Origin of the sequence: Periweissella fabalis, from assembly GCF_012396505.1 — a bacterium.
Taxonomy (GTDB): Bacteria; Bacillota; Bacilli; order Lactobacillales; family Lactobacillaceae; genus Periweissella; species Periweissella fabalis.
In genome coordinates this window covers 89,394-109,975 of record NZ_JAAXPN010000008.1, presented here as the reverse complement: position 1 = coordinate 109,975, position 20,582 = coordinate 89,394, and the positions used below count along the sequence as shown (strand labels likewise).

Annotated in this window: 17 protein-coding genes and 1 pseudogene; 1 reads left to right on the top strand and 17 read right to left on the bottom strand. The window is 36.8% G+C overall.

The genetic code is table 11. The features are described from left to right. From HF964_RS07750 to HF964_RS07685, 14 genes and pseudogenes are all read right to left on the bottom strand, one after another. Positions 1–314, bottom strand: a pseudogene (locus tag HF964_RS07750) (hypothetical protein); the annotation flags it as partial. A gap of 15 nt (positions 315–329) precedes the next feature. Continuing rightward, on the bottom strand, positions 330–3,881 hold the full coding sequence (smc, locus tag HF964_RS07745; RefSeq protein ID WP_168722476.1) for a chromosome segregation protein SMC: 3,552 nt from the start codon (positions 3,879–3,881) through the stop codon (positions 330–332). A gap of 7 nt (positions 3,882–3,888) precedes the next feature. After that, positions 3,889–4,590, bottom strand: coding sequence for a ribonuclease III (rnc, locus tag HF964_RS07740; RefSeq protein ID WP_168722475.1), 702 nt, complete (start codon positions 4,588–4,590; stop codon positions 3,889–3,891). 387 nt (positions 4,591–4,977) lie between these two features. Beyond that, positions 4,978–5,229 (bottom strand): acyl carrier protein, encoded by a 252-nt coding sequence (gene acpP, locus HF964_RS07735; RefSeq protein ID WP_168722474.1) that lies wholly within the window; start codon positions 5,227–5,229, stop codon positions 4,978–4,980. 4 nt (positions 5,230–5,233) lie between these two features. Beyond that, a complete protein-coding gene (gene plsX / locus HF964_RS07730) occupies positions 5,234–6,271 on the bottom strand; it encodes a phosphate acyltransferase PlsX (RefSeq protein WP_168722473.1) in 1,038 nt (345 codons plus the stop codon). Positions 6,272–6,299: 28 nt separating this feature from the next. Then, positions 6,300–8,354: an ATP-dependent DNA helicase RecG gene (gene recG, locus HF964_RS07725; protein ID WP_168722472.1), complete on the bottom strand. Its 2,055-nt coding sequence runs from the start codon at positions 8,352–8,354 to the stop codon at positions 6,300–6,302. A gap of 209 nt (positions 8,355–8,563) precedes the next feature. Beyond that, positions 8,564–10,240, bottom strand: coding sequence for a DAK2 domain-containing protein (locus HF964_RS07720; RefSeq protein ID WP_168722471.1), 1,677 nt, complete (start codon positions 10,238–10,240; stop codon positions 8,564–8,566). 30 nt (positions 10,241–10,270) lie between these two features. Continuing rightward, positions 10,271–10,633, bottom strand: coding sequence for an Asp23/Gls24 family envelope stress response protein (locus tag HF964_RS07715; protein WP_168722470.1), 363 nt, complete (start codon positions 10,631–10,633; stop codon positions 10,271–10,273). 202 nt (positions 10,634–10,835) lie between these two features. Beyond that, complete coding sequence (gene rpmB / locus HF964_RS07710; RefSeq protein ID WP_168722469.1) at positions 10,836–11,036, bottom strand: 50S ribosomal protein L28; 201 nt, start codon at positions 11,034–11,036, stop codon at positions 10,836–10,838. 201 nt (positions 11,037–11,237) lie between these two features. After that, positions 11,238–11,900: a thiamine diphosphokinase gene (locus HF964_RS07705; protein WP_168722468.1), complete on the bottom strand. Its 663-nt coding sequence runs from the start codon at positions 11,898–11,900 to the stop codon at positions 11,238–11,240. Positions 11,901–11,987: 87 nt separating this feature from the next. Continuing rightward, on the bottom strand, positions 11,988–12,644 hold the full coding sequence (gene rpe, locus HF964_RS07700; protein WP_168722467.1) for a ribulose-phosphate 3-epimerase: 657 nt from the start codon (positions 12,642–12,644) through the stop codon (positions 11,988–11,990). 15 nt (positions 12,645–12,659) lie between these two features. Further along, complete coding sequence (gene rsgA / locus HF964_RS07695) at positions 12,660–13,562, bottom strand: ribosome small subunit-dependent GTPase A (RefSeq protein WP_168722466.1); 903 nt, start codon at positions 13,560–13,562, stop codon at positions 12,660–12,662. 202 nt (positions 13,563–13,764) lie between these two features. Further along, the gene (locus tag HF964_RS07690) at positions 13,765–14,208 is read right to left on the bottom strand and encodes a GatB/YqeY domain-containing protein (RefSeq protein ID WP_168722465.1); all 444 of its coding nucleotides are present in this window, start codon (positions 14,206–14,208) and stop codon (positions 13,765–13,767) included. 63 nt (positions 14,209–14,271) lie between these two features. Beyond that, on the bottom strand, positions 14,272–16,098 hold the full coding sequence (locus HF964_RS07685; RefSeq protein WP_168722464.1) for a DUF2207 domain-containing protein: 1,827 nt from the start codon (positions 16,096–16,098) through the stop codon (positions 14,272–14,274). A 152-nt stretch (positions 16,099–16,250) separates the two neighbouring features. On the opposite strand from HF964_RS07685, the gene HF964_RS07680 reads away from it, so the two are divergent. Beyond that, positions 16,251–17,066, top strand: coding sequence for a hypothetical protein (locus HF964_RS07680; RefSeq protein WP_168722463.1), 816 nt, complete (start codon positions 16,251–16,253; stop codon positions 17,064–17,066). 179 nt (positions 17,067–17,245) lie between these two features. Here HF964_RS07680 and HF964_RS07675 read toward each other — a convergent pair whose 3' ends face one another. The 3 genes from HF964_RS07675 to zapA are packed head-to-tail and all read right to left on the bottom strand — an operon-like array spanning position 17,246 to position 20,457. Next, the gene (locus HF964_RS07675) at positions 17,246–19,621 is read right to left on the bottom strand and encodes an endonuclease MutS2 (RefSeq protein ID WP_168722462.1); all 2,376 of its coding nucleotides are present in this window, start codon (positions 19,619–19,621) and stop codon (positions 17,246–17,248) included. Between the two features lie 20 nt (positions 19,622–19,641). Further along, positions 19,642–20,187, bottom strand: coding sequence for a CvpA family protein (locus tag HF964_RS07670; protein WP_168722461.1), 546 nt, complete (start codon positions 20,185–20,187; stop codon positions 19,642–19,644). Positions 20,188–20,190: 3 nt separating this feature from the next. Continuing rightward, a complete protein-coding gene (zapA, locus tag HF964_RS07665) occupies positions 20,191–20,457 on the bottom strand; it encodes a cell division protein ZapA (protein WP_168722460.1) in 267 nt (88 codons plus the stop codon). Positions 20,458–20,582 lie beyond the last annotated feature (125 nt).

The following is a 20,582-nucleotide window of genomic DNA, read 5'->3' as shown; positions in this document are numbered from 1 at the left end:
GTTGTGTCTGATTCCACTTCTGGTGTTGTTTCAGTAACCGTTGTGTCTGATTCCACTTCTGGTGTTGTTTCAGTAACCGTTGTGTCTGATTCCACTTCTGGTGTTGTTTCAGTAACTGGCGTGTCTGCAATCGGAATCTTAATTCCCTTTGTAACCTTAACTACTGGTTCTTTATTAAGAATTGCATCCTCTTGAGCTGGTTCACTATTAACTGGTGCGTTATTTACATCAGGTGTTGTCTTTTGAATAGTTTCATCAACTTGTTCAGGATGTTTTTCTGTATCTTTTTTACGGAAAATATCAAATAATCCCATTTTATGTCCTCACTTTTATTGCTTAATATCAGCTAAATTAACGGCGACAAGCTTTGAAATTCCAGATTCTTGCATTGTAATACCATATAACATATCAGCATTAACCATAGTTCCTTTACGGTGGGTAATTACAATAAATTGCGTATCATTTTCAAATGTGTGTAAATATTGTGCAAAACGAGTAACGTTAGCATCGTCTAATGCTGCTTCAGTTTCATCTAGAATAGCAAATGGAACTGGCCGAACTGCTAAAATTGAGAAAAGTAATGTAATAGCTGTCAAAGCTTTTTCACCACCTGAAAGTAATGACATTTGTTGAAATTTCTTGCCAGGTGGTTGTGCCATAATATCAATGCCTGTGGTTAACAAATTACTTGGATCAGTCAAACGTAATTCTGCTTTACCACCACCAAACATCCGCCCAAAAATATCATTAAATTGGCCTGCAACCGCATTAAACGTTGTTTCAAAACGCTTTGAAACCTCATTATCCATCTCAGCCATGGTCGTAAACAAATTATCTCGTGCGGCAATTAAGTCCGCTTGTTGCTTACTTAAAAATTCATGGCGATTAGATACCTCTTGATATTCAGTAATTGAATTAAGATTTACATCGCCTAATTCATCTAATCCTCGTTTAATAAGTTTAAGCTGTGTCTTAATTTCGTCAATTGGCATATTGACTAATTCCAACTTAGCCGCCTCTATTGTCAAATCATACTCTTCGGTTAACTGTTGTTGAGCTTGTTCTAATAGTGCACTATTACGTGCAAGTTGCGAGTTAAGCGTACTTAATTCCTGTTGACTTAAGCTTTGAGTACTTTGAAGATGTTCTAATTGCTGTTCTAAACTTTGAATAGCAATCTCAATTTGGCCTAATTCATCTTTAATAGTCGCTAAGTCGCGAGTTGCCTGTTGATAATCTTGCTGTGCCACAACAAGTTCACGTTGCGCACGTTCACGAGCTTGCTCTAGTTCATCGCCACCCGCAGAAAATAATGCTAAGCGTTGCTCAAGCTGTTGTTGATTTTTATATAATTGTGCCACTTGCTGTTTTAATGAAGTAATATCATTCATCAAAGCAGTCCCTGTAGCTCGCTGACCCGCTAACCATTCTCGCTTAGCAAATATTTGCTCGCTCAAAGCATTTTGGCTTTGAGACAACTTATTTATTTCGTCCTTTGCTAATACAATTTTGGTTTGTAATTTACTGATATTTTCTTCGATAGTTGTTAACCTAACTTTATTATCAGTACCTGTTTGCGTCAAATTATTTATATTATCATCAAAACTTTGTTGCTGCTGTAATAATTGATGCACTTGTTGTTGTAAGTGTTGCTCGTTTTCGTTAGCTAGTTTAACTTTTGAAATTAAAATCTGTGCATTTTCGTTGCAAATGGCTAATTCAGACCGTTTAGCAGTCCCCATTTCCGTCAATTCACCTACTTGTCGCTCAAAGTCTTGTACCGTAGCTTCAGACTTGGCTAGCTCAACTTTCATTGTAGCAACCGCTTGGGTTAATTGTTCAATTTCTGTTTTCTGTTGCAAAACACCATTATTATCATTACGTTGAGCTCCACCTGTAATTGAACCACCTGGATTAATTATTTGCCCGTCAATTGTCACAATTTTAAAATGATGCTGTCCGGCTTGAGCAATAGTTGTTGCACTATCTAAATCGCTTGCAATCACTGTAGTTCCTAGTAAATGGGTCAAAATCTTACTATACTTGTTACCACATGTTACTAAGTCACTTGCAACGCCTTGGAATCCTTCAATATTTGTAATTAATCCCAACTGTTGTGCCGACAAACTACGGCCTTTGATTACATTTATCGGTAAGAATGTTACCCGTCCTAGCCGTTGCTTAGTTAGAAATTGCACTGCATTTTTAGCAACTTGTTCATTTGCGACAACAACTTGCTGTAGTGCACTTCCAAGTGCAACTTCAATTGCTTTACTAAATTCAGCTGGAACATTTAATAAATCAGCAACAGTTCCTGCAATTTCAGGAAACTTTTCTCGATGTCGCATTAAATTACGGACACCTTGATAGTAACCGGTATACTCATTATCCATTGCCTGTAATGATTCTAATCGGGCTTGTGCTTGTTTGGCAACCGCTAGACCATCTAACCATGCTTGGCGATGTTGTTTTTGTTGATTGTGGGCAACTTGATATGCTGCTGTTACATTCTCAAATTCAGTTTGGACTTTTTGTTGCTCAGTTTGTGCGTGTACTAATTGTTGTTCTAATGTTTTTTGTTCCGCTTGTGCATGTGCTAATTTATCTTTAATAGCGGTTAATTGAGCCTGAACATCCGTTCCGTTATTGGTCACTTGCTTTAAATTGTTGACTGCATTTTGTACTTCATTTTGTACTGTTACTTGTAATTTTAATTCTGCCAAATGTGCCGCTTCAGTTTTAGCTACTTCTGCTTGTAATTGCTCAATTCGACTAGTTACAGTTTGTTCACTTAAATCAGCTAACTCAGTTTCAACTTGCTTAATCTTAGCTTGCTGATTACTCAATTCTGCTTTTTTATTCTTTAAATCATTCTCAGCCTGTTTTAAACTAAGTGCCGTTTCTTGTAAACTATTCGTCAATTCTTTTATACTACTAGTTCTAGTTTGTTCACGTTCAGCTGTAATATTTTGCAAGCCGTTTAAACGTTCAGTTGTCTGTGCCAACGTAACTAATTTTGCTTGTATTTGGTCACGCCGTTGATGTAGTAGTTGCTGACTTTGCTTGAGTTGTTTTAATTGTTGAAGTTTATGATTAACATCTTTTTGTTGTTTATCAATAATTGTTTTTAATTGGTCTGCTTTATTTGCATTATTTGCTTGAACTGTCGAATACTCATCAATCTCGATTACTAATCGTGATTTCTCTAGGGCATCATAACGCTGTTTTTGTCCTAAATAATCTTGAGCAATTGCTGCTTGCTGACTAAGTGGTTCAATCCGGCTAGCAACTTCTTGTAAAATATCTTCAACTCGATCAAGGTTTTCTTGGGTTTGCTTAAGTTCCTTTTGTGCACGTTCTTTGTTTTGCTTATATTTATAAACACCTGCAACTTCTTCAATAATTGTGCGACGATCTTCTGCTTTTGAGTTAAAAATTGCTTCAACTCGCCCTTGAGAAATAATTGAAAAGCTTTCACGTCCCAAACCAGTATCCATGAACAATTCAACAATATCGCGCAATCGAACATCTTGTCCATTAATTAGATAATTTGATTCTCCTGAGCGATATAAACGCCGACTAATCCTAATTTCGGTAAAATCTGTTTTTAAGTAGTGATCACTATTATCAAAGACAATCGTAACTTCAGCCCGATTTAATGGACTCCGTTTACTAGTACCACCAAAGATGACATCTTGCATTTTTTCGCCACGTAGGCCTTTGGCTGATTGTTCACCCATTACCCAGCGAATAGCTTCAATAACATTTGATTTACCAGAGCCATTGGGTCCTACAATTCCTGTCATACCTGGCTTAAATTCAATTTTTGTTTTGTCAGCAAATGATTTAAATCCACTGATTTCCAAAGATTTGAGCTTCATATCGTTCCTACTTTTGCGTTAATTGTTGATAAGCTGCTCGTGCAGCTGCTTTTTCAGCGTTCTTTAAAGAACTACCATTACCAGTTGATAAAACTTTACCTTGTACTTCAACAGCTACTGTAAACTGCTGTTGATTATGCTCATCAAGTTCTGATTGACTAAGCTTTTGATATTTAATTTGCACTGCACCATTTTTTTGTAAAAATTCTTGTAACTTACTCTTATAATCGATAAATTGATCATAAAAGCCTGTTTTAATCTTATTAAACATGTGCTGTGTTAAAAAGTTAGTGACAGTTTCTGCACCTTGGTCTAAATATAAAGCCCCAATAAAAGCTTCCCAAACATCTTCAAGTAACGAATCCCGATTACGAGCACCGTTTAATTCTTCACCGTGACCTAATAAAATGTATTCATTAAACGATAATTGCTTAGCTAGCGATGCAAATGAACGCGTTTGAACCATCGCAATTCGAAGTTCAGTAAGTTGGCCTTCGTCCCATGACGGATAATTTTTGTATAGATATTGCGCCGTTTGTAATTGCATCACAGCATCACCCAAAAATTCAAGGCGCTGATAATCATGTCCTTTAAAATTTGGATGTTCATTTAAATAATTTCCTTGTGTAAAAGCTTCAACGAGTAATTTTGAATCGTTGAACTTAATCCCAAATTGTTTTTCTAATTGTGTTTGTAATTTATCTAACACGTACTTAATTCCTCCCTCATTAGGCAGTAAAAATGCAAATAAATGCCATAATAAATTATAACATTAATTACACCCTAATTTCTTGTTAATTAGCTAGTTATCACTAGATATACCTGAACTTGTATCTGTTTTTTAATCGTAATTTGATTCTTTAATATCCACCAAAAGTTCAGTATGTTTAAAAGATAATATGCCAAAATTTGGCTGCTATTGAGAAATGCTAGCAAAAATCCCAGGGGAATTAATTTTCCCTGGGATTTATGTATATTATTTTAAATATATCGGCCTTTTGGAACTATTTTTAGTTACCAATTATTACTAAAAAGTAATTAGACCACAACTCTTGTATATATTTCCGCTAATATGGTAGCTTGTCACAACTTTAACTTAAGCCGTAATCCCTTTTTTGTCAGCAATATAGTCAACCGTATTTTGTAAAGTAACTAATTTTTCAGCATCTTCATCTGGAATTTCAACATCAAAATGATCTTCCAAGTCTAGTACTAATTCCACAAAATCAATTGAGTCTGCATCGATATCATTTAAAAAATTTAACTCAGGTTTAATTTTGTCAGCACTTAAATTGAATTGTTCCATAATTGAGGCACTAATTGTGTTGTAAATATCTTGTTTAGTCATAAAATTATCCTTTACTTTCTTCATTTGCTGTTACTTTAATCACATCAGCATGATTAGCAATATAATCTTGAATTGCTGGAACCAGTCCATTTTGCACCATCGTATGAATTTGGGCGAATGTATTGGCAACTTCTCGTTCTTTAGCAGAACCATGCGTTTTAACAACTGGGGCATTTACACCAAGTAATACTGCACCACCTGCCTTTGTATAATCTAATTTATCACGCATACCACGTAATGCATCTTTGATTAATAGACCACCTAGTTTTGCTTTAATACCACCACCAAGAATTGATTCTTTCAATAAATTAATAATGGTTAGTGCTGTTCCTTCAATAGCTTTTAAAGCCGTATTACCATTTGAACCATCCGTTACTACAACATCAGCAGCTCCATTAAGTAACTCACGAGCTTCAACGTTCCCGATATAGTTTAATTTTGGTGCTTTATTTAGTAATTGCCAGGCTTCTTTATGAACTTCATCACCTTTATCTTCTTCAGTTCCTAAATTCAAAAGACCAACACGGGGGTTTTCAAAGCCAAGGACTTTTTCAGCATAAAAATCACCTAAGAAACCATATTGGTATAAATGTGCTGCTTTAGATTCAGCATTAGCTCCCATATCCATCATTACAAATGAATCATGTGGGCCATCAACTGATGGTAAAACCGTTGCTAAAGCTGGTCGATCAATTCCTTTAATCCGACCAACAATAAAGATTCCTGCGGCCAAGATTGCACCTGTGTTACCAGCTGAAAAGAAAGCATCTGCTTCACCGTTTTTAACCGCGGTGGCCGCTAAAACCATTGATGAATTTTTTTTGCGCCGGATCGCACGTACTGGTTCTTCACCCATTTCAATCATATCATCAGTATGGTGAATTGTTACCCGTGTTGTATCTTTCAAGACCGCTTTAATTTTAGCTTCGTCCCCAAATAAAATAAATTCAATATCACTAAACTGGTCACGAGATTTTTCAACCCCTTTAACAATTTCCAATGGGGCATAATCGCCACCCATTGCATCAACTGCAATTTTCATCGTTTTCTCTTCTCCATTTAACTTAGCACTAATCTAAATTACGATAGCGTGCCATTCTGTTTGATAAATATTGTACCAAAGCTGCGTTCATTTGAACACTATCCCAGTTAGGTTGAGTGATAATTGTAATTGCTTCTTGCTGTGCAATTTCTAACATCTTTAAGTCAGCCACTGGATCACCCACTTTAAAATCAGGCATTCCTGATTGCTTTTGTCCTAGAATATCACCTTGTCCGCGTAACTCCAAATCTTTTTGTGCTAAGACAAAACCATTGGTCGTTTTGGTCATGATATCCATCCGGTCTTTACCATACTGAGTCTTAGGATCTGCAAGCAATAGCGTGTATGATTGCTTATCCCCTCGACCAACCCGCCCACGTAATTGGTGGAGTTGAGCCAGCCCAAATCGATCAGCATCCAAAATTAACATAACCGTCGCATTAGGGACATCAACACCAACTTCAATCACAGTTGTGGCGACTAAGACTTGAAATTCATTGGCCTTAAACTTTTGCATCACAGCATCTTTTTCATCATTTTTCATCCGCCCATGTAATAGACCAACTTTAATATCCGGCGCCAAAAAGTCGGCTAATTCTTCATAAATTGCCGTGGCATTTTGGACATCAAGGGCTTCGGATTCTTCAATCAGTGGTGTGACAATATAGGCTTGTGCCCCAGCTTTAATTTGTTGGCGCATAAAATCAATTGCTTGGTCATACGCATCCGTTTTTAACCATCTAGTTTCAATCGGTTTTCGTCCCGCAGGCAATTGATCAATAATTGACACATCCATTTCACCATATGCCGTAATCGCCAAAGTCCGAGGAATGGGCGTCGCCGTCATGGCTAAAATATCCGGGTTCATCCCCTTTTCACGTAAGACTGCTCGTTGTTTAACCCCAAAACGGTGTTGTTCATCAATAATAGCCAAACCAAGATTATGAAACTCAATCCCATCTTGAATCAATGCATGGGTACCAATAATCATATCAATCTCACCATTAACTAAATCTGCTAGCACTTGGCGTCGAGCAGCTGCCTTTGTCGCACCAGTTATTAATTCCACGCGAATATCGGGTATTGCCGCAAAAAACTTGCCAAAACTTTTGGCGTGTTGTTGTGCTAAAATTTCGGTTGGCGCCATGATGGCCGTTTGCATCCCTGCAGTGGCAGCTGCATACGCTTCAATTGCTGCAACCACGGTCTTACCCGAACCAACATCTCCTTGTAATAAGCGATTCATATGTAAGGGGCGTTTCATATCAAAAGCAATTTCATTAACCACCTTTTTTTGTGCGGCGGTCAATTCAAATGGTAAGGTTTTAATAAACGCTTGCACTTGCTGATTATCAAATTCAATACTACGCCCATGATTCTTTGTATCAGCCATCTTAACAAGTTGTAAATTCATTTGAAATAGGAAAAATTCTTCAAACGCCGCACTCCGACGAGCAGCATGTGCAGCTGTCATATCATTAGGAAAATGCATATCACGAATCATCGTTTGCCGATTAAGTAAACGATATTTTTCTTGTAATGGTATCGGTATTAAATCTTCAATTAGTTGATGATATTTTCCATAAGCTTGTTCAATTAATCCTTGAATTGTTTTAGCTTGCACCGCCTTTGAGGCCGGATAAATTCCTGCCAAACTATCTGTAGTTTGTTGAATAAGTTTCATAGCAGCTAAACTTTGATGGATAGCATCATATGTTCCATAGACTGCAATTTCATTTTCAAGTTTAATTTGTTCTTTTAGCCATGGTTGATTAAAAAAACTAACTTTAATATTTTCTTGGCCAATCAGAATATTAAAAGTTAAGCGTGACTTTTTATATCCCATCCTAATCATAATTGGTTCTGAAGAAACTATACCTTTGAAAGTTACTTTTTCCCCGTCTTGGGTTGCCGTGGGCATTTTTGCTGCTAAATCGTCGTAACGAAAAGGAAAATATTCCAATAAGTCGGCAATCGTAAAGATGCCCAAAGCATTTAATGCTTGTGCTCTTTTTTCACCAACTCCACTTAAAACCGTAATACTATCTTCAAGAGATTCGGGTTTTTTAGCTGACTCACTCATCAATTTCCCTCCTGTTTATGTGTATTTATATTATAACAAACGAACATGCGTTTGAATATTGAACTTCTCAGCTTAAAGCCTAACACATTCAAAATATGACAATAGGTCCCTTGAAGAAAACCTTCAAGGGACCTATTGTCATATTTTTTAGTAGCGTCTGACTTATGTCACAACACTATTTTTAATAATATTTATATAAACTATTAAGCTTATTCAACTGCCACTAAAAATGGGTATACTGGTTGACCACCTTGATGAATTTCAACTTCTAAATCTTCATCAAGTTCAGCAATTGCTTCTGCAAATGTTTCGGCATCAGCTTTAGTTGCATTGTCACCATAAAGAATCGTAATAATTTCTGAATCTTCATCGAGCATCTTTTGGACCATTTGAATACTTGCTGCTTGTAGATCAGCAGCTGAAATTTTTAACTTACCATCAATAATACCAATGAAGTCACCTTCATGGATTTCAAGACCATCAATTGTCGTTTCACGTACAGCGGTTGTTACTTGACCAGATTTAACGGTTAGTTTATTTTCTTCCATAGCAGTAACGTTAGCATCTAAATCATTTAATGGATTATAAGCTAACAATGCTGTTAGTCCTTGTTGTAACGTTTTAGTGTGTACCACTTGAACTGGAATTTCAGCTACTTCTACTGCTTGTTCAGCAGCCATAAAGATATTACCATTGTTAGGTAGTATAATTGCTTGTTTAGCTCCACTAGCTTTAATAGCTGCTAAAATATCAGCAGTTGATGGATTATTAGTTTGACCACCATCAATAATACCAGTTGCTCCAGATGCTAAATACAAATCAGATAGCCCTTCACCAGCCGAAACAGCTAAAATCGCCGTTTCAGGAGCATTTTTAATTTCTTTAGTATCTTCAGTATGTTGTGCATCAATAACTGCTTGTTGTTGATCACGCATATTGTCTACTTTAACTTTTACTAATGAGCCATAATGGGTTCCCCATGATATAACAGCCCCAGGGTCTTCAGTATGGACGTGGATTTTAACAATTTCATCATCATTAATAACTAGTAATGAATCACCCAAATCAGCTAAGTGTGCATAAAATTCATCATAGTCAAAATTATGATCAAACGTTGTTCCCTTACCAATTTGGACCATTACTTCAGTACAGTAACCATATTCAATATCTGCTGGATCAAGTTTAGCTTGGGCGCCTGCATGCAATCCTTTAACCATTTCTTCTAATTCAGCATTATCTGGGATATGAATATCGCTAGCTGTGATCTCACCTGATAAAGCCTCATAAAAAGCTTGCAAAACAAATGCTAATCCTTGGCCACCAGAGTCAACGACTCCTACTTCCTTAAGAACTGGCAATAAATCAGGAGTTGATGCTAATGCTCTTTCCGATGCATCGACTGTTTGTCCCATGACAACTACAGCGTCATCTGAATTTTTAGCTGCATGATTTGCAGCACTAGCAGCTTCACGAATAACTGTTAAAATTGTTCCTTCAGTTGGCTTCATAACTGCTTTATAAGCAGTCTCAGCTCCAGACATAAGCGCATCAGCTAAATCACGAGCTGTTAGTGTTTCTTTACCATCAACTGACTTGGCAAAGCCACGAAAAATTTGCGACAAAATAACTCCTGAATTACCACGAGCTCCCATGAGTAAACCTTTAGCAGTTGCCTGTGCTAATGCACCAACAGTTGTATCAACTGCATCACGTTCATATTGGGCACCACTATTCATAGAAAGTGACATATTTGTTCCGGTATCACCATCTGGCACAGGGAAAACGTTCAATTTATTAATTTTTTCGGCGTTCTCGGTTAACTTTTGTGCGGCAGCATTAACCATTGACCCGAATTCGATATTCGTAATCTTTGTTACAACTTCCAACCTATTATCCTCCTAGAGGGTAAACGAATATTAATCAGCTAATACTCGCACTCCTTGTACAATTACATTCACTTCATTTGCGTCAATTCCAAGCATTGCATTTAAGTTATATTTAACCTTAGCTTGTACACTCTTTGATACTTCTGAGATTTTGGTACCATAGCCAACAACAATATAAACATCAACTGAGATGCCATTTGTTTCTTGGCGCACTACCACTCCACGTGTATAATCAGCACGCTTCAAAATTTGGTTAAACCCATCACGTAAGGCTTTTTTTGAAGCCATCCCAACAACACCGTACTGTTCAGTTGCTGAACCTCCAACAACCGTAGCAATGACATCATTATTAATATCAATTGTTCCGTGTTGTGACTTAATTTTTACCGCCATCTGAATTCCTCCTCAGTTAGCCCGTGTTGATATTAGTTATTTAATATTAACCGCTCAGCATGTAATTTTTCTATTATTGTATATCTATTAAATTTTACCACATTCTTGAAAAATCGACTAACTTGCAGTTAGAAAATATCTATCTATTTATTTTTAAACAACAAAAAAGCCACCAAGATGGTGGCCATTTGCTAAAAAATTATTAAACACGTTCGATTGAACCGTTCTTCAAACCAGCCTTCAAAGTACGTGCTGAAAGGTAAACCTTCTTAGGAGCTGCTCCGTTAATACGAACAGTAACCTTTTGTAAGTTTGGCTTCCAACTACGTGTGCTTGAGTTAAGGGCGTGTGAACGTTTGTTACCGAAGCGAGTACGCTTACCAGTAATTGCATCAACTGCCATGAGTATAACCCTCCTTGTCTATTCTATCGATTCTAGAAATCTAACTTGTTAAATTTCATTACTGGATAATATTATCAGACCTCGAGCAACATTGCAATAAAAAAGTGTAAAGTAAAATAACTTTACAGCTAAATTTTAAAAATTATATTGCTATTGTCCGCTTAAAGGCGATAAATTTAGATATTAAATAAAAAATTTATATTAAAATATTTTTTGTATATCTCGACACTGTATCACCAGCATAATGCCACTTTCGAACTTAAAGTGATTTACATCAGCCGTAAATTCATTAGAGGTCCATGCTTTAGGTGCTACTGAACTCCAATTTGTTAACGGATATAGTTCATCAATTAGGGTTAAATTAGTAACTGGCGTCAAATTCATAAATGCTAGATATTTCTTCCCAGCTTCACGTACAATAGCGTGTTCACCAGGTAAATAAAAACGTAATGAATTACCATTATCAATCATATGCACACGTTCGACAATATTTCTAAATCGTGATTCTGTAACTGTCCAAACATTAGCTAAAAAATGATCAATTCGACCACCAGTTGCCCCATAAATATATATTTCTTGAGCATCAAATTCGTCCATAGCGATGGTTAAAGCTAACTGGGTATCTGTATCATCTTTTTCTGGTCGAGCAATCCGAATATCACGTAATTGCTGATTAATTAGATTTTTTTCATCATTATTTATTGAATCGAAATCTCCAATTGCAATTAATGGTGTTATTCCATGCTCTAACAAACGAATTGCTCCACGATCAACACCTAACCAATCACCTGGAATTTGCTTATCAATTAATTCTTGTGGCCACAGCTCAGTTGGACCACCTACCAAGATATTTAAGCGCTGCATATACCTATTTCCTCCAGGTTTTATGTTAATAAAAAAGGATTGTGGTAAATTTTTTTCTTACCATAACCCCTTTGAATTTATAACGCATTATTTTGTTAAATCTTTCATTGCGGCAATTTTAGCAGCGGGATCAACTTTGTCATAAACATATGAACCTGCAACCGCTACAGTAGCACCTGCTTCATAGGCAGCTTTAACAGTATCTCCATTGACACCACCATCAATTTCAATATCAAAATCAAGACCCATTTCAGCTTTAATTGTAGCTAATTGCTTAATTTTAGCGATTGATTCTGGTAGAAACTTTTGGCCACCAAAGCCGGGATTGACTGTCATAATCAATACTTGGTCAACCATGTGTAAAACTGGCTTAATCAATTCAACTGCTGTCCCCGGATTAATAACTACTTCAGCTTTTACCCCTTTAGCTTTAATCATTTGCAAAGCACGATGAATATGTGGAGTCGCTTCATAATGAACTCCGATAATATCTGAACCTGCATCTGCAAATTCATTAATATACCGTTCTGGATTAACAACCATTAAGTGGACATCTAAAACCATGTTAGTTACTGGTTTTAGTGCTTTTACCCAAGCTGAACCATATGAAATAGATGGCACAAACATTCCATCCATTACATCAATATGAACGTATTCTGCTCCTGCTTGCTCAACAATTTCAACATCACGTTGTAAATTAACATAATCGGCAGAAAGAATTGAAGGTGCTACTTTGATTGACATAATAATGACTCCTATTTATTTTTTATTTTTGCGATAATCTGGTTTTTGGTTAACAATTAAATCATAAAAGGCGCGATAATTAGTATACCGTGACTGCATGAAATCGCCATGTTCCAAACCTGTTTTAACCGCACAGCCTGGTTCATTAATATGCACGCATCCTCGAAAACGGCACTCCACACTAGCAGCTAAAAATTCAGGGAAAAAATGACTTAATTCATTGGCTGGCATTTTAAAGACTTCATAAGATGAAAAACCTGGTGTATCTGCGACCAAACCACCATTTATTTCGTGTAAGCCGACCATCCGAGTTGTATGCCGGCCACGACTAAGTGCTTGCGAAATTTCACCCGTTGCCAAATTCAAATCTGGTAGAATATGATTTAATAACGTACTTTTACCAGCCCCGGTTTGACCCATAAAAACTGCTAGGTGATTCGTAAATTCAGCACTTAATTCGGTTAATGCCTCTGGTGCAAAAGCATCATTAGGTACTAACGTTTGATACCCGATTTTACGATAGCCAGCAGCGACTGTATGTAAATGATCCAATTGTTCAGCTGACAATAAATCAGTTTTGGTAAAATAAATCACTGGTTCGATATTCATTTCTTCAACCGCTACTAATTGGCGATCAAGTAAATTATCTGAGAAATCCGGTTCAGCAGCAGCTGTCACAACAATTGCACGATCAATGTTTGCAACTGGTGGCCGTACGAGACTATTTTTACGGGGATGAACTTCAAGGATATAACCTTCTTCTTGATTGTCACTTTGAAAATCAACATAATCACCAACTAAAGGTGTAATACCACGTTTACGGAAATTTCCACGCGCACGTGTCCGATAAATCGTCCCATCACTAGTTGCGACATCATAATATCCTGCTAATAATTGTCGAATCTGTCCTGTTGCCAAATACTTGCCCCCTTTAAGGTGTTTAATTATTAATACAAAGTTTATTGTACTTTAATTAGTCCTAAATTTCTAGCAAACACCGTACCCAAAAAAACAAAATCATATATCATAATTTTATATTTTATGAAATCAACAAAAGGCCTGAAGAAAAACTTCAAGCCTTTTGTTAGTTATTTAGCTAGTGTCATAAATCTATTAAATATTAACCAAGTAATGCTTTAACAGTTTCATTAACGATTTTACCATCAGCCTTACCCTTAACTTTAGGCATCAAAGCACCCATTACTTTACCAAAATCAGCTTTTGAAGTTGCGCCAACCTCAGCAATTGTATCAGCTACAATTTGTTTAATTTCAGCTTCTGACATTTGAGCAGGCATGTATTTAGTGACAACGGCAATTTCAGCTTCAAGTTGTGCTACTAAATCTTCACGACCAGCAGCTTTAAATTCAGCCATTGAATCACGACGTTGCTTCATTTCGCGAGCAATAATAGTTAATTCCTCTTCATCATTCAAATCATGACCAGCATTGATTTGTTCATTTTGAATTGCAGATTTAAGCATCCGGACAGTTGATAAAGTTTCTTTATCCTTTGCTTTCATTGCTGTTTTCATATCTTCTGTTAATTGTGCTAAGACACTCATTATGCCACCTCATTTTTTAATTATACTTTTAGTTTAGACCAAAATATTGTGATTAGCAAGCATCTAGAAAGCACCACCACCGCTACTAGCACCACCGCCACCAGATGACATCCCACCACCTAAACCACCACTGCTACTTGATCCACTACTTGCAAGGGCTGAACCGACATAAGCATTATTGGTATTAATGGCATTAAATGCTAAATACATTGGTACTAAGTTATCATTCGTCGTATCAGCTGGCACATATTTCGCCAACGCATGCATCACTTCTGCTCCGGCACCTAACACCACCGCATACCCCATGTAGCGATCCCATAAGGTCACATCAGGAACTTGCTTAATATCAAATTCACCGACGTTTTTGAGCATTGAACCAAAATCAAACCAATCTTGGGCAGTTCGCCAATGAGGTGCTTGGTAAATCAGTGTGCGCCGGGCTGCAAAAATAATTAGCCCAATCGCAATTATTACAAAAATCCCCCCACTAATAATAGTAGCCAAATTTACGGTCATATTGGCACTAAATAATAGCAAACCAACATAAAGTACAGCGCCAATTGTTGTTAAAACCGCTGCAAAACCTTTCATACTCTGATAAAAAACATTAGCCTGGGTATCCACAATTTTATTAAGCTGTGCATCTTTACGCATTGTGACACTTAATTCATTTAAAAACTTACCGTAACGTTTAACGACCGAACTATGTGCATGTTTAAAGTCTTTGACCGCAACCTTTGCCCCAATTTGATTGGCATAATCTTCACTAAACAAAATTTTTATGACTAATAATTCAAACGGTAGTAAATGATTATCAAGCTTTAACAATGTAAATTCTAAATTATTAGTGGCTTTACGAGAATTAATAAACTTCCCCATAGCAACTTTTTGGCCAACTGAAAGATAATGTCGAGCCGTTAGGTCCATCATGGTAGCATTAAATGCCCCATTAACATCCACACCACTATCATACAATTGATTAGCAACAATCGCTGGTGCTAGCTGACTGGGCAATTCATAGTTGTGTAATGGAACATAACTACCTAAAGCACGATTGCGACGTTTAACCCAGTATTGCCGTGCATAAATTGCACAGATAATTCCTAACACCACAAAAATTCCCGCCACCCATTGAATAAAAAAGGCGACTCGTTGAGCACGCTTATTATTAGCCATAATTTTAGCTTCAACAGCCTTAAAATGAGTTAACTGAGCACGCTTATTTTGTGGTGCTTGTGCGAGCGTTTGTTGATCAAAATAACTGTGTAACTCAACAGCTTCTCCTGCATTAATTTGGGCCGCTGTTAATTTATAAAGCCCCGTTTGTGCATTGCCAACAAATTTACCAGCACTATTTGTATGCGTATAGGTGCCAAATAACTTTTGTTGCCCACGTGGTAATTGCACCGTAATAGCAACATTATTTAAATCAACCGCCCAATTTTCACCAATCACAAAATTATTAATTTCACCAATATCAGTATACCGTTGAGCAAAATTTGCCAATTGATATTGCACATTTAATTGATATGTTTGCCCAGCTTTAATTGGATAATGGACTTTAAAGGTTTGTGATGTATCCCCATTTATGATTTCTAAACCTTGATTACCACCAATATATTTTCCAATATCTTGGTTATTAACTTTAGCTACTACTGGGCCTTTAAGTTGTAGGCCTTTTTCTAACCCCTGTTTAATTAAAAAGCCATGCATCGCATCATCAAATTTATATGTTAATTGATAATTTAAATTAGCACTACCATCTGAGTTAACGTTAATATGTTCATTAAAATGTGTAATTTGATAATTATCATCGGCATATGCGGTTTTCAAATGAAACATAAACAAACTGACAAGCATGCTACATAATATTAATAACCATTTTTTCATTAACTAACCTCCTTTATGTGTTCTTACTAATATCATACCTAATTTTGTGCTATTAGGCACATGTTATCCTTGCAACAGCGTATCATTTTAAATAAAAAGGTGACCAGCGTATAATGCAAGGTATCAAATATTAGTACACGCAAGGGGGCATCATGCACAAATTTTTACCACTTACGGCAGTCGTCACCGGCTCATTATTTTTATTAGCAAGTTGCGGCACTGCAAATTCAGCAAATAATCAAAGTAGCACCACTAGTAACTCAGCAAGTAGTTCAAAAAGCAAACCCATTCATACGCATAGTTCTTCAGTCACAACGGCAAGAAATAGTTCCCAACAAGCAAATTCTCCTTCAAGCACGACGAGTTCATCACAAACTAATCATCAGGTAGTAGCTAATAACTCAAATACGCCAACCATTAGTCACCAAAGCGTTGCCTTATCTGAAGCCCAACAAGAACAAATTACAGCGCAATTTTTAGCTTGGGCCGGTCAACGTGCTCGAATTGGTGGTATGGCTGTCACTGATTATTATATGGATCATGGGACTGCTGGTTTCGGTGACTTTTTCGTAGCCACTCCTGATGGACTCGTTCAAGTTCAAAACCAAGATAAGCCCGGACCTAGTCATTTCAAAATCCATGCCATTGGTGGAGTGACGTTTTATACTCCATTAGATGGTAATTTGGGAATTCAAAAGGATCTTAAAGGACCATTTGCAGCCGGTTATAGTGCTGTCGCGCGCCCTGATAAACCCATTTCAAAATATTTACTTGGCGACAACGGGACGGTCTATGAATTACAAAAAAACGGTGATCAAGTCGGTCTTTCAACTGGTTTAGGTGAATTTAACGATGATGGTTCATATACCAGTGATAATTCCGTAGCACCTGAAGATCAATTTTCAATTTCTGGTGATACTGCTGCCCAACAAGAACTCCAAAAATTACTCATACCCTATCGCAAGTGAAAACAGTATCGTGATATAGCTCATTTTTAGTAGTACTTCGTTGTTAGCGTGCTTACCGGAAAGCTACTATACTCGATAACACTAAATAACCCCTCGAAGGATATTTCTTCAAGGGATTATTTAGCATGTTTCTTGGTAGCAGCCGACTTCTGCCATGTTTCGTTTTTATTTACTATTAATTATTTCAACGTGACAATCGTAGCTCCATCCCCACCAGCATTGGCATTGGCGTAGTTAAATGTCTTAACTCGTGGATGTGAACGTAATAATTCTTGAACCCCTTTACGAAGTGCTCCGGTTCCCTTACCGTGAATAATTTCAATAGTCCCTAAATTACTCAAAACGGCACTATCAATATAGCGATCAACTTCACCCATCGCAGCATCATAGCGTTTACCGCGCAAATCAAGTGAAGCACTAATTCGTTGGCGCACACCACCTTTAACTGTTGCACGTTGCTTAGGTGCTGCTTTTGGCTTAGCTTCTTTAGGTAAATTTTGTTTTTCAAGATCTTCAGTTTCAACAACCATCTTCAAAATTCCCATTTGCACTTGCCAAGCATCTGCCCCATGTTTTTTCAATAAGACCCCTTGTTGGCCATATGATTTAACTAAGACATCATCGCCTTCTTTAAATTCATGTTTCCGTTTTTCACGTGCCAACACTTTATTTTTCTTAAGATCGACATCTTGGTGTAATGAATTAATCGCTCCTTTTTGGGCAATCAATTCATTTTCTTTCACGTTTTGACCGGCATTAAGTTGCATTTTACGTAAATCGCTAATAATCTTGTCAGCCCGTTTCTTAGTGTCTGCTACAATATGATTAGCTTCTTTTTTGGCATCGATTAATTCACGATCTTTTGCCCGTTCAAACTTATCTTGTTGCGTTTCTAAAGTTGCAGCTCGTTCATTAGCTTGAGCTAATTTTTCATCAAGTTCTGCCACTTTAGTAATCACTTCTTGGCGTTTAGCAACCAAATCGGCAATCATTTCATTTAAGTCTTGTGAATCTTGACTCGTTAATGATCGCGCTTCTTCAATGATATTTTGATCAAGTCCTAGACGTTTTGAAATTTCTAAAGCGTTAGAACGTCCTGGCACCCCAAGCATAAAGCGATACGTTGGCTTTAATGACTCAACATCAAATTCCATTGAGGCATTGATTGTTTGCGTACGATTAAATCCGTACGCTTTCAATTCAGGATAGTGGGTCGTTGCAACCACATAACTTCCTTTTTGACCTAAAGCATCTAGGATTGCAATCGCTAAAGATGCCCCTTCTTGCGGATCCGTCCCTGCTCCAAGTTCATCCACAATAACTAATGATTTTTCATTAGCATGCTTCAAGATATCAATAATGTTAACCATGTGCGAGCTAAACGTTGATAATGATTGTTCAATTGATTGCTCATCACCAATATCCGCATATATTTCATCAAAAATTCCCACTGTCGAGAATTCGTCAGCTGTAATGTAAAGTCCTGATTGGGCCATTGCCTGTAGCGTTGCTAATGTTTTAATCGTGATTGTCTTACCACCGGTATTTGGTCCAGTAATAATAATTGCTTGGTAATCTTGCCCAAGCACGATGTCATTGGCTACAACCTTATTTTGATCAATTAATGGGTGGCTGGCTTGGCGTAAGTTAATATAATTATCTTCACTGACAATTGGCTCAGTTGCTTTCATAGCATATGCATGCATTGCTTTTGCATTTACGAAATCAAAATGCCCCAAAATTACAGCATTGTTTAAAATATCACTCGCCATTGGCCGAATCATGTCTGATAATTCTGTTAAAATACGTTGCTCTTCATGTAATTCTGCTACTTGAGCTTGTCGAAGACGGTTGTTCATATCAACAACTGCTTGTGGTTCAATATATAACGTTTGGCCGGTTTGAGACTGATCATGGACCACACCGCCAAATTTATTACGATATTCAGCCTTTACTGGTAAAACATATCGTTCATTACGCATTGTAATTAAAGCATCAGTTAAATAATCAGCTGATTTACCACGAGTATATTCTTGCATTTTTTGCCGAATTGCTTGTTCAGTAGTGGTAATTTTATGGCGAATTTGTTTTAATTCAAACGATGCTTCATCAGTAATTCGCCCATCAAGTTCAATGGCTGTATTTAAGCGCTTTGTTACTTCTGGTAAAGTGATAATTTTAGACGCCAAATCATATAATCGGAGCAACTCTAGATGCTTATCCTCACGCAACTCATCAAAGAAATGCACCATACTACCAGATGTTTGTAAAACTCGACTAACTTGAGCTAACTCGGTTCCACTTAAATTTGCATCCATTTCCAAGCGCTTCATATGTGGAGTTATATTCATTAACTTAGGTAAAATAATTCCACCGGCTATCCGATAAATTAAAACTGCATCATGCGTATCAGCCAACCATTTGCGCATTAACTCAGGATTATTAGTTGGTTGTAATTTAGATAATTCATATTGTCCTGCTTCAGATGTTAAATATCTCGCCAATTGGGCTTTAATCTTTTCATATTCTAATGTCTCTAATACTCGTTTATTCACAATCTAACCCTTTCATTTAATCAAAGACGGAAATTACCATTTAACCACCATTGATAAATGGCATTTGATAAAATCGGTGTTTGATCTAAAATCGAATTTAAAAATGGAGCGTCAACAAATTGTTGTTGCACCCATGCAATATTCATTACTGATAATAGTTGTAACGCAAAAAAACTAATGATGTACGTTAAAACTAGATTGACAACACCACCTAGTATCGCGTTAATAGTATTTATAATCGGAATCTTTTTAATAAACCGTAAACTCCGTAAAATTGAGTGAACAAAAATACCCCCAATTAAATAAATAATCATAAATCCTAAACCAGCACCTAAAAATTGGCTACCTTGATTAACTAGCTGATTAGGTGCTCCTGGTCGAAAGGCTACGAATGCGTCACCTAAGAATTTAGTTATCACCAACCCTAATGGGTGGGCAAATAATAATGAAACTATACCAAGAATAACGTAACCAATTACTCGCGCAATTGTATTTACTAACCCATATCGATAACCTTGCATAAAGGCCAATACTAGAGCTAGGCCAAAAATAATTCCTAATACCATTGACTATTCTCCATCAATCAAATCTATATTATCCGGAGCGGTTAATTCTTCTAATTCGTTTTGAATCTTCAATTGATCAGAAATCGAATTAAACGCTAGTAACAACGCTTGATCTTGTCGCGATAATTTTGGTGCCAGTTTTTGAATTTGGTCTAGTTCATCATTTAATTTTTTTGTTACTGCGGCCATATGCTCTATGCTACTATTGCCGACAATCGTAAAATCTCGATCCCCTAAGCGGGCCCGATATCTACGCTTTTCATCTGCCATCTTCAAACCGTCCTTTATTATCTTGGTAGTAAATTTATCATCTACTGCACACCTAACTTTAATTATACAAAAAAAAAGACACTTGAACCAAACATAATCATGATAAAATCTGATTTTAACTTGAT